Genomic DNA, 12391 nt, shown 5'->3' on the forward strand with positions numbered 1-12391 from the left:
TGCCTGTACAAAGTATGGGTGGAAATCATTAAGGCACAGATTAAATGCTACGAACGTGGTTTTTTTGAGGTCCCTTGATCAAACAGCATCAGCCAAACCATAGATAGTATCGTTAGCAAGTGATTCAGCCTCCTCCTTTGCAGTAAACTTCTTACGAAACTCCATACTTCCTCGTGCACCATCAGATTACGCCGCATAAAGGTCCTTGGTAAATAGAAGAAGCCGCCTTGAAGCCCAAGTGCTTCCGTTCGGAGGACCTCTTCTTTTTGCTCAATCTCTACATAACTTTCGTAAGGTGTTCGGCTGAAATAAGTGGACAGGTATGGGTGTCTTCAGCAAACGATGCGGATTGCGTGTTTAGCTAGTGCAGCTGTGAATATATCAAAAATACCTTTTTATTACTAATATTACCGTAAGATGTAGTTTCTGCTCTGCCGCATCTTGATTGTAAGTGGCATTTCCCTATGTGCCAATAATGTACATTTTTACTTTTTGCTTTTAATTGCGAAAATCGTTAATTTTGTTAACAAAATATTTAACGTTTTTAACGATATTTACGATATCAGCTTAAAAAAATCTTGTCAAAGCAGAAAAAAATTTAATTTTAGCTCAACCTATGTCACGATAGGCGGGAGCACAGGTTTAAACTTTTTTATTTTTTGACAAGCTGAGATTATTCGTTAAGATAAGTTTGTAAAGAAAAAAATTAACAAAATTAATAAGTTTGGTTTGGAGGAGGTCGTAAATGTCGAACCAACATGAAGACCAGGCAAGGGCTTCTATAGAGAATGCCAAGTCATTGGTTATTGATTCCATTGCTGAAACGATGGATTTGTATGGAGTAACCCGGAGTGCAGGTAATCTGTACGGAACCATGTATTTTGAAGAGGATATGACTCTTGATGAAATGCGGGAGAAGCTTGGAATGAGCAAACCTAGTATGAGTACAGGTGTAAAGAAGCTTCAGGATTATAACATTGTTAAACAAACGTTCCGTAAGGGCACCCGCAGACAGACTTTCGTAGCAGAAAAAGATTTCTTTCAATTTTTCGCTAATTTTTTCTCAAAAATGTGGATAAGAGAAGCAAAAATTAATTTAGGTGCGATTCATAAAGCGCAGCAGGAGCTTAATGAATTGATCGAGGATCCAGAAGTTGACGAGGTTTTAAAAAATGAGGCTGTCCTCATTGATCGTCAAATGGAAGCTTCTAAGCCTTATTATCACTGGCTTCAAAAATTAGTGTCCTCTATTGAAAGTGGAGAAATATTTGATGTTCTCCCTATAGAAGACGAAGAAAAATAGAATAACACCTCTCCCAAAATAACTGTTGGTTATTTTTTGGGAGACGTCCGCCTTTTATAAAATACAGAATATTCAGAAAACAGGAGTGAAGTCGATGTCAGAAAAGTCTAATCACAGTCAGTCATTCTTAAAAAAGAATGCAACATCATTACTACTCGGTACTTTTGTCGCGATATTTTTGATTTACCTTTTTGCTACCAATGAAAACATCCATTGGGGTGGATTCATTGCTATGATTGTTTTTTACGCTCTCGTTTATTACGTTGGAGCTTACTACGCTACGAAAAAATCAAATTCCCTCTCAGATATGATGGTTGCCAAGCGCAGCATCCCCCTTGGTGTCGCAATGTTCACAATGGCTGCTACCTGGGTAGGTGGTGGTTATATAAATGGAACCGCAGAGTTCACCTACAGTGATGGTTTAGTTTGGGCGCAGGCTCCGTGGGGGTATGCTCTCAGTTTAATTATCGGTGGTATTTTTTACGCTAGAAAAATGCGCCGCTACGAGTTTATGACGATTCTTGACCCTCTCCATCAACGTTTTGGCAAGAAAATGGCAGGTATACTTTACATTCCCGCTTTATTAGGTGAAATGTTCTGGAGTGCGGCCATTCTTACAGCATTAGGAACAACGTTTGGTACCATATTAAATATTGATTTTACTACTTCCATTATTTTATCTGGTGTTATAGCTATTGCTTATACGGTTGCAGGTGGAATGTGGGCCGTGGCTTACACAGATGTATTCCAAATGGCCGTTCTCCTTATAGGATTAATGCTTGTTATTCCTTTCACACTTGGTCATGTAGGAGGTCTGGAATCCGCATGGGGGAGTTATTCGTCAGAAATGGGCACATTCTCTAACTTGTTTCCGCCGCTGGATGGTTGGAACCATCCGGACTGGGGCGATTATTATTGGAATTGGATAGACTATGCGTTACTGCTTATTTTTGGTGGTATAGCATGGCAGGTTTATTTCCAAAGAGTTCTTTCAGCTAAAGATGAAAAAACAGCGATGTGGCTGTCTATTACTGCTGGTGTAATTTGTATTATTGCTGCAATTCCAGCAGTTATTATCGGAGTGGTCGGCTATAACATTGACTGGGCGGGAATGGGACTGCCATCTCCTGACAATGCCTCAGTTGTACTACCGCACGTGTTAAGGTATTTAACACCTGAAATAGTTTCGGCCATTGGTCTTGGTGCACTTGCTGCGGCTGTGATGTCATCAATGGATTCCTCCATTTTGTCGGCATCTTCCATGGCATCCTGGAATATCTACCGGCCATTGATCAATCCTAAAGCGAGTCAGGATAAACTAAAGAAAGTCATTAAACGCACGATCATTATTGTCGGGGTCGGCGCTATGGTTATTGCGCTTAACGTACAAAGTGTTTATACTCTTTGGTATTTAGCTTCAGATTTAGTTTATACCATTCTATTTCCACAGCTGACGATGGCATTGTTTTATAAAAATGCGAATTTATATGGATCGATTGCAGGGTTCTCTGTGGCTTTATTCCTTCGATTAGGTGGAGGAGAGCCTGCTTTAGGGCTGCCCGCTTTTCTTCCATATCCAATGATCGATCCAGACGGAATAGTTTTGTTTCCATTTAGAACATTATCTTGTATTGCTGCGTTTATTCTAATTTTTGCAGTATCGGAGCTTACTAAAAATAAATGTAAACCAAAACCACTGCTTCTTCCTTCAGAGAAAGAAGCGTCTTGATTCATATCGGTTATGGTAAATATTTCTACCGTCTGTTGAACGAACAAAGCAATTCTTAATCCTTTCGTAATTTCTACAACTTTATAAAAAGCTCAGAGGTCAGCTCTAAGAAGGGCTGACCTCTTTTTAGAAGTTTTCAAAGATTGATTTCATATTTTTCTAATAAGGCTGATAGTGTCGGTCTATCATGTTGATTTCTTCCTATTATATGGGTGGCTGTAAAGAGAGAGTTGAGTACTGCTTCCTCAGAAGCTTCGCCAATAGCTCTAAAAGCCAGGTCCATGTCTTCTTCATGCAGGCAGGAAAAATGAAGTAACGAATCCGGGTGTTCATGGGGAATCCTGACTGCGGTTGAAAAGCCGATAACGATATCTCCGCTTCCATTTGAGATGATGCTGCCTGTTCTGGTCAGACCCACCACACTTCTTTTAAGAATTCGTTTTAGCTGACGCTCTGTAAGGGGTAAATCAGTGGCAGCTATCAGCATGATGGAACCTTTTTCTGATTCTCTTTTCTCTTTTAATATAGAAGTTAACGTTCGGCCAACAGCCCTGCCGTTTATAGTCAAGTCCTTGAGAGTGCCGAAGTTCGATACTGCATAAACCCCTAATGTATACGTCCCGTGTGGTAATTCTATTAATCTGGAAGATGAGCCTACTCCGCCTTTTAACGAGTAACAAAGCATTCCTCTTCCTGCGCCGACTGATCCTTCTTCAAAATGGGAGGATGCATTCTTGATGGCCGATAACACGTGCCGCTTTGTAATTGACTGTTTCCTGATATCATTCAGCACCATATCGTTGCATTCACCTGCAACAGGATTGACTGTTCCTGTTGTGCGTCCGACTTCTTCGTTGTTTTGCAGAGTGTAATCAATGACAGCACTGGCTGCAGTTCCGACACTCAGGGTATTGGTTAATACAATCGGTGCTTCAATTGTACCTAATTCATCTAATTGTACCGTGCCTATGGTTTTGCCAAAACCGTTAATAATATGACTGGCGCCCATTACTTTTTCCTGAAAAAGATTTCCTTGATGGGGAAGGATGGCACTGACTCCTGTTTGAATTTCACCATCGTCTAATGTAACCTGCCCCACGGTGACTCCATCAACGTCTGTAATTAAGTTTTGTTTTCCGGTAGGCAGTTCCCCGATAATGACCCCGTAATCCCTCGTTCGTTTTTTATAACTCATGTACACTAATTCCTCCTTCTATTCATTTTTGCATAATTATGATTAGTTATACAGAAACTACCGTATATCGTGTATAAAATGGAATATTTATGAAGAATATTGTGAGAAAATCTTTCAATATAAATTTTTTTCAATAAAATTTGTTTGCGCTTTCATATGAAATTCATTTTTAGTAAACTCCATTCATTTCAGGGATTTTCCGCACTTTTTTATTTAACTGAATTATCTGAAAATAAACTCCAAATGCCTACACAATCACAGTTCAAGAGTGAAATGTCATTTTCATCATGCTATACTAGTATGAAACTGAAAAAACAGAATTTTGTCACTTTTGCTTGCAGACTTCAAGAATAAGTAGATGAGGGGGAACCACTATGCAAAAAAATGGATATCCAATTCCTCAAGGTTTGTATCATCCTGAGAATGAACACGAAGCTTGTGGAATCGGAATGCTTGCTAATATTAATGGAACAAAATCACATAGCATTGTTGAAAACGCGATTACAATTCTTTGTAACCTCGAGCACCGTGGAGGCCAGGCTGCTGACATAAGCACCGGAGATGGGGCGGGGATCCTAACCCAGATCCCACATTACTTTTTTGAGAAACAATGTGAAAAGGAAGATATAGAACTCCCGCCTGAAGGGGAGTACGGGGTTGCCATGGTATTCCTGCCGGAAGATCATGAGAGCCGCATGGAATGTAAAAAGATATTTGAAAGAATTGTTAAAGAAGAAGGTCAGAGCTTTCTTGGCTGGCGCACAGTTCCTATCAATGATTCATTTGTAGGTAACGATGCTAAGAAAACAAAGCCGTTTATCCGTCAGGCTTTTATTGCTCCTTCTAAAGATATTAAGGATCGGATGGCTCTTGAACGCCGTTTGTATGTTATTCGTAAGCGTGCTGAGATCGAAATTGCCGGTATGGAAGGCTACGATGATTTTTACCTCAGCAGCTTATCCTCAAGCACTATTGTTTATAAAGGGATGCTTATTCCGGAACAGCTCGACTCTTTTTATATCGACTTAAATCACCCGGACTTTAAGACAGCACTTGCATTAGTCCATTCCCGTTTTAGTACAAATACATTCCCGAGCTGGAAACGTTCGCACCCTAACAGATACACCATTCATAATGGAGAATTCAATACACTTAGAGGAAATGTAAACTGGATGAGAGCGAGGCAGGAGCTTTGCGAATCTGAACATTTCAGTGATGAAGACTTACAGAAGATCTTACCTGTTATCGATTCCAATGGCAGTGACTCCTCTATGTTCGACAACGCTTTTGAATTCCTCTACTTATCAGGCCGCTCTTTAGCGCATACCGCAATGATGATGGTTCCTGAACCTTGGTCTAACGATGATTCCATTCATCCGAAGAAGAAAGATTTCTATGAATATCACAGCTGTCTTATGGAGCCATGGGATGGCCCAGCTGCTTTAGCCTATACAGATGGTAAGCGGGTGGGTGCGTGTCTTGACCGTAATGGCCTGCGTCCTGCCCGTTACTATGTAACTAAAGATGGTATGATTGTGCTTGGTTCTGAAGTAGGGGCTTTAGATATTTTTGCGGACGATATTTTATATAAAGATCGTCTTCACCCTGGAAAAATGCTCTTAGTCGACCTTGAAAAGGGAGAAATCATTCCTGATGAGGAAATTAAGCTTGAGATTGCTGAACAAGAGCCTTATGGAGAATGGCTGAAAGAGTATAAGATGGACCTTGAAGACCTGCCAAAAGCTGGCGTCAGTGAGAAGTCTGTTGAGAACTTATTAGACAATCAACTGGCATTTGGTTATACAACAGAAGAATTAAATAAAATTTTGAAGCCGCTCGTTTCTGATGGCAAAGACCCGGTGGGATCAATGGGGTATGATTCACCACTTGCTGTGCTTTCGAAAAAACCACAGCTGCTGTACAGCTATTTTAAACAGCTGTTTGCCCAAGTAACCAATCCGCCGATTGATGCTATTCGTGAGAAGATTATAACGATGGTGGAGACGACAATTGGTGCAGAAGGGAACCTTGTGGATCCACAGCCGGAAAGCTGTAGAAAGATCCGTCTGAAAAGTCCTGTGCTGCGTAACGACCAGTTGGAATCGTTAAGACATCAGGATATAGAAGGGTTTAAATCTCAAACTTTATCTATTTTGTTTGAAGCGAAAGAGAATTCAATGGAAGCTGCATTGGAAGAGCTTTTCGCAAAAGCAGATGAAGAAGTTAATAAAGGCACGACATTATTGATACTTTCTGACCGCGGAGTAAATAGTCAAAATGCCGCAATCCCTGCTCTGCTGGCTGTTTCCGGGCTCCACCATCATCTGATCCGTCAAGGTACAAGAACGAAAGTAAGTATCCTTCTGGAGTCAGGTGAGCCTCGTGAGGTGCACCATTTCGCTACCCTGCTCGGATACGGAGCAGAAGGGATCAACCCATACCTGGCGTATGAATCTCTTCATGATTTAATTGAAAAAGGAGATCTAGAGGTTGATTCTTTAGATACAGCTGTAAACCGATATGTTAATGCTGTTACAGACGGGGTTATTAAAGTACTTTCAAAGATGGGGATTTCAACCATTCAAAGTTACAGAGGGGCTCAAATCTTTGAGGCTGTCGGCATTCACCCTGAAGTCATCGAACGTTATTTCACGAGAACTGCTTCACGTCTTGGCGGGATTAAACTGGAGATGATTGAAAAAGAAGTGCTCATGAGACATGCAAATGCTTATGGTGATGACCGTAAGAGCTATAAAACACTCGATGCTGGTGATGATTATCAGTACCGTGCAAATGGAGAGGACCATCAATATAATCCAAAAACGATTCACACGCTTCAGCATGCCTGTCGAATAAATGATTATAAACTGTTTCAAACCTATTCTAAGATGCTGACAGATGAGACAAATAACCTGCAGTCCTTACGGGGTCTAATTTCCTTTAAGAAACGCGGTGCCATTCCAATTGACGAAGTTGAATCTGTAGAAGATATCTGCCGCCGCTTCAAGACAGGAGCAATGTCTTACGGATCTATCAGTCAAGAGGCACACGAAGCACTTGCAGTTGCAATGAACCGTGTCGGCGGCCGCAGTAATACAGGAGAAGGCGGAGAAGATCCTGATCGATTCACCCCTGAGGAGAATGGGGATTCACGCCGAAGCGCCATTAAGCAGGTAGCATCCGGACGGTTTGGTGTAACGAGTCACTACCTAGTTAACGCAGATGAAATTCAAATTAAAATTGCCCAGGGGGCAAAACCTGGAGAAGGCGGACACCTTCCTGGTAAAAAAGTGTATCCGTGGATTGCTGAAGTACGTGGTTCTACGACTGGCGTAGAACTTATCTCTCCACCGCCGCACCACGATATTTATTCAATTGAGGATCTGGCGGAATTAATCCACAATTTAAAGAATGCCAACCCACAAGCCAGAATCAGCGTTAAGCTTGTTTCTGCTGTAGGGGTTGGGACAATTGCTGCCGGCGTGGCAAAAGGCCGTGCTGATCTTGTGCTTATTAGTGGTTACGATGGAGGTACAGGTGCAGCTCCAAGAACAAGTTTGAAGCATACAGGGCTTCCTTGGGAAATCGGTCTGGCTGAAACTCATCAGACCCTGCTGTTAAACCGCCTGCGTGATCGTATCGTTGTAGAAACGGACGGTAAGATGATGACTGGAAGAGATGTCGTAGTGGCTACCTTATTAGGTGCTGAGGAGTATGGTTTCTCTACAGCTCCACTTGTGGTACTCGGCTGTGTCATGATGAGGGTATGTCATTTGAATACTTGTCCTGTAGGAATTGCGACTCAAGACCCTGAGCTTCGAAAGAAATATGCAGGAGATCCTGAACACGTAGCCAACTTCATGCGCTTTGTTGCGCAGGAAGCACGAGAGATAATGGCTGAATTAGGCTTTAGAACGATCAATGAAATGATCGGACGTACGGATGTGCTTGAGACGAAAGAGGACATTGACCATTGGAAAGCCAAAGGAGTCGATTTGTCTGCTCTTCTTCACAAGCCTGAAGTAGCTGAAGGTGTAGGTCGTTTTGCTACAAAAACTCAAGATCACGGTTTAGAGAAAACTATCGATAAAGAAGAACTTCTGCCGATGTGTAAAGATGCCTTTGAGAAAGGTGAAAAAGTTTCCTGGACCGGTTCGATCCGTAATATTCACCGTGTGACAGGAACCATTTTAGGCAGTGAAATTACACGCCGCTACGGAGAAAAAGGGCTGGCTGAAGATGCAGTAAACTTAACTTTTAAAGGATCTGCAGGACAGAGCTTTGGAGCCTTTATCCCGAAAGGAATGACACTTCGATTAATCGGGGACGCCAATGATTATGTTGGTAAAGGTTTATCAGGCGGTAAAATTATTGTCCATCCGTCACGCAAATCTACCTTTGTGCCTGAAGACAATACTATTGTCGGTAACGTTTCCTTCTATGGTGCTTCAGACGGTAAAGCATATGTTAATGGTCTTGCAGGAGAACGTTTCTGTGTTCGTAACAGTGGAGCAGAAGTTGTAGTCGAAGGTGTTGGGGATCACGGCTGTGAGTACATGACAGGCGGGATCGTAGTGGTCCTTGGAGAAACCGGGCGCAATTTTGCAGCAGGAATGTCCGGCGGTGTCGCCTATGTTTTAGATGAGGCTGATACCTTCGATAAGAAAATTAACAAAGAGCTTGTTCAAATTGAGCCATTAGAAGCGGATGAAGAGATCACAGGGCTGTATGAAATGATTCAACAGCACGTGGAATATACGAAGAGTCCAAAGGCTCAACGCATCTTAAATGAATGGGAAGAGACGCTTCCTAAGTTTAAACGAGTTATTCCAGAATCGTATCTGCGTATGCAGCAAAGAATTAAAGTGCTGAAAGAGAGCGGTTTAGATAAATTCGATGCAGAAATGACGGCATTTGAAGAAGGAACAAAAGAGCCGGTAAAAGCTTAATAATCATCAGGAGGGGATTTTATGGGAAAGCCAACAGGTTTTATGGAGTACGATAGGCAGTCACAAAAAGAACGTGACCCTGCTGAGCGTACGAAAGACTGGGATGACTATACTCTTCCGTTGACTGATGAAGAAGTACAATTGCAAGGGGCACGCTGCATGGACTGCGGCGTTCCTACTTGTCAATCGGGTATGGAAATCAACAGATCAACGACGGGTTGTCCTGTTTATCACTTAATTCCGGAATGGAACGATTTAGTTTATCGCGGGCAGTGGAAAGAAGCATTAAAGAAAGAGCATGAAATGAATAACTTCCCTGAATTTACAGGGTTTGCATGCCCTGCTCCTTGTGAAGGAGCATGTGTACTCGGCATCAATGAGCCGCCCGTAGCAATTCGTACTGTCGAGCGTTCGATTATTGAAAAAGGCTTTGAAAATGGATGGGTCCTGCCCGAACCTCCTAAGTCCCGAACAGGGAAAAAGGTAGCTGTTGTCGGCTCAGGACCGGCAGGCTTAGCCACAGCAGCCCAGCTTAATAAAGCAGGCCACTGGGTAACTGTGTACGAGCGTAACGATCGTGTCGGCGGATTATTAACGTATGGTATTCCGGAAATGAAACTGCCTTATTCTGTAGTCGAGCGTCGTGTGAAAATCCTTGAAGAAGAAGGTATTAAATTTGTAACAAATACTGAAGTAGGCCGTCATTATCCTGTGTCAAGACTGCGTGAAGAATATGATGCTGTCATCCTTTGCGGAGGTGCAACAGTTCACCGCAATATCGAAGCAGATGGAAGAAGCTTAAAAGGAATTCATTACGCAATGGATTTTCTTCACTCCAATACAAAAAGCTTGTTGGACTCAAACCTTGAGGATGGTAACTATATCTCTGCAGAAGGCCGCGATGTTGTTGTAATTGGCGGAGGGGACACTGGTACAGACTGTCTGGCTACTTCTGTACGTCATAACTGTAAGAGCCTGACCCAGTTCGATATTTACGATAAAAAAGGTTCAGACCGTGATGACTTAACAAATCCATGGCCGCAATACCCTATCGTCCACCGCGTAGAATATGGTCATAACGAAGCAGATGCCAACCTTGGGCGTGACCCTAGAGCGTATGCCGTAATGACTAAACGATTTGTCGGGGATGAGGAAGGCCGAGTAAAAGAGGTTCATACTGTAAATGTTGAATTGATCTTTGATGAAAAAGGCAACCGCTCCCGCCGTGAAATCCCTGGCACAGAAAAAGTGTGGAAGGCAGATCTTGTCCTTCTTGCTATCGGTTTTAGCGGGCCTGAGCAGGACCTTATTGAAAAGCTTGGTGTAGAGACAACGATTAAATCAAATGTGAAAGCTGAATATGGGAAATATGAGACGAGTATCGACGGAGTGTTTGCTGCCGGAGATATGCGCAGAGGTCAAAGCTTAATTGTTTGGGCCATTAATGAAGGCCGTGAAGCGGCGCGTGAATGTGACCGCTACTTAATGGGGTCAACTGTACTTCCGTAACATATAAGAACCAGTCCTTTAGGGGACTGGTATTTTTTTGAGAAATATAAGCATTTGTATGGAATTTGAATAATTGCTGTTTAATTTGCTGATAAATAAGGTATGTGTAAGGTAAAGACGAAGAGAGGATGTTAACCATGCTTAGAACAATTTTAATGATTATAGGCGCAATTGTAGTAATAGGTTTTATTTTATCACTGCTATAATATTATAAGTAAGAGGATGAGCTTGTGGGCTGAAAAGTCTATGAGCTCTTTTTTGCAGGCTCAGCTTTAACACAACGAAGATCCAGAATTGTATTTCTCTTTTGACTCCTTGTTATAATAAAAGAAAGACTTAAATAGGGAGTTGGTTAAATGAAAGAGAAAATTAACTTACATAGCGAACAATTTTTAAACGAATTAACAGAATTCTTAAGTATACCTAGTATTTCTTCTTTATCAGAATATAAAAGTGAGGTGAAACGCAGTGCGGAGTGGCTAGCTCATGCATTAGAGAAGGCTGGTATGGAAAATATCGAAGTCATTGAGACAACTGGACACCCTATTATCTATGCGGACTGGCTTCACGCTGAAGGTAAGCCTACTGTACTCATCTATGGACATTATGACGTTCAGCCTGCAGATCCTCTTGAGCTGTGGGACTCGCCTCCTTTTGAGCCGGTAATTAAGGATGAGAAAATATACGCCAGGGGAGCAACTGATGACAAGGGTCAGCTCTATATCCACGTTAAAGCCATCGATTTACTAATGAAGGAACGAGGAAGTCTTCCGGTTAATGTGAAATTTTGTATTGAGGGAGAAGAAGAGGTGGCCAGCCCTAACCTTGGTCCCTTTATTAGTGAAAACAAAGAAAAGGTGGCCGCTGATGCCGTTTTAATATCTGATACTTCTTTTATCGAAAAGGGTCAGCCGGCCATCTGTACATCGTTAAGAGGCGCTTTGGCTCTAGAATTGGAGGTTGAAACGGCAAACACCGATCTTCACTCTGGTTCTTATGGAGGCGGCGTTCCCAATGCTGTGCACGGCCTGACGGAACTTTTAGCCTCGTTTCACGGTGATGATGGACAAGTAACGGTTGAGCAGTTCTACGAAGGTGTACCTGAGCCAACAGAAGAACTTAGAAGCGAAGCAGCAAAAATTCCTTTTAATGAAAAATCTACGAAAGAAGCTTTGGACTTAGAAAGCTTTTATGGTGAAAAGGGCTTTAGTTTTCAAGAACGTACGGGTATTCGTCCTACTCTCGAAATTAACGGGGTCAGCGGCGGTTTTGCTGGCGAGGGGCTTAAAACAATCGTACCGGGCAAAGCGCAAGCCAAAATCAGCTGCCGGCTTGTAGGGGACCAGGATCCTGATTATATTTACAAACAAATTGAACAGCACGTAGATAAGTATAAACCTCAGGGGTGCAGAGTCCGATTAAATCAACTTATAACGGCTAAACCTGTGTCATTGGATTCAAGGCATCCCATTTTGCAAAAGGCTGCCGATTCATTTGAACGGGTTTACAAAGTACGTCCTCTGTTTCCTAAAGAAGGAGGGTCTATTCCCATTGTGGAAGTCTTCTCAAGAGTATTATCAGCTCCGGTTGTTCTCATGGGATTCGGACTGCCGACGGAGAACTTGCATGCACCTAACGAGCACTTTCATATTGAGAACTTTACTAAAGGAATAGAAACGGTTTGTGATTTCTTAAATGAAATATAA

General features: G+C 42.2%; 6 protein-coding genes. 5 read left to right on the forward strand and 1 reads right to left on the reverse strand.

What is annotated here, in order from left to right:
• Window positions 1-745 precede the first annotated feature (745 nt).
• Window positions 746-1303 (forward strand): choline uptake/conversion transcriptional regulator CudC, encoded by a 558-nt coding sequence (gene cudC, locus LF822_RS10030; protein ID WP_253923891.1) that lies wholly within the window; start codon window positions 746-748, stop codon window positions 1301-1303.
• 94 nt (window positions 1304-1397) lie between these two features.
• Window positions 1398-3032 carry a high affinity choline transporter 1 gene (locus LF822_RS10035; RefSeq protein WP_253923892.1) on the forward strand — a complete coding sequence of 545 codons (1635 nt, stop codon included), beginning with the start codon at window positions 1398-1400 and terminating at the stop codon, window positions 3030-3032.
• A gap of 136 nt (window positions 3033-3168) precedes the next feature.
• Here LF822_RS10035 and LF822_RS10040 read toward each other — a convergent pair whose 3' ends face one another.
• A complete protein-coding gene (locus tag LF822_RS10040) occupies window positions 3169-4227 on the reverse strand; it encodes a DmpA family aminopeptidase (RefSeq protein WP_253923893.1) in 1059 nt (352 codons plus the stop codon).
• A gap of 374 nt (window positions 4228-4601) precedes the next feature.
• On the opposite strand from LF822_RS10040, the gene gltB reads away from it, so the two are divergent.
• The 3 genes from gltB to LF822_RS10055 all read left to right on the forward strand — a co-directional run bounded on the left by gltB (window position 4602) and on the right by LF822_RS10055 (window position 12391).
• Window positions 4602-9176: a glutamate synthase large subunit gene (gene gltB, locus LF822_RS10045; protein WP_253923894.1), complete on the forward strand. Its 4575-nt coding sequence runs from the start codon at window positions 4602-4604 to the stop codon at window positions 9174-9176.
• 21 nt (window positions 9177-9197) lie between these two features.
• Complete coding sequence (locus LF822_RS10050) at window positions 9198-10685, forward strand: glutamate synthase subunit beta (RefSeq protein ID WP_253923895.1); 1488 nt, start codon at window positions 9198-9200, stop codon at window positions 10683-10685.
• A 356-nt stretch (window positions 10686-11041) separates the two neighbouring features.
• Complete coding sequence (locus tag LF822_RS10055; protein WP_253923896.1) at window positions 11042-12391, forward strand: dipeptidase; 1350 nt, start codon at window positions 11042-11044, stop codon at window positions 12389-12391.

The sequence above is a fragment of the Halobacillus sp. A5 genome (assembly GCF_024189315.1).
Classification (GTDB): Bacteria; Bacillota; Bacilli; order Bacillales; family Halobacillaceae; genus Halobacillus_A.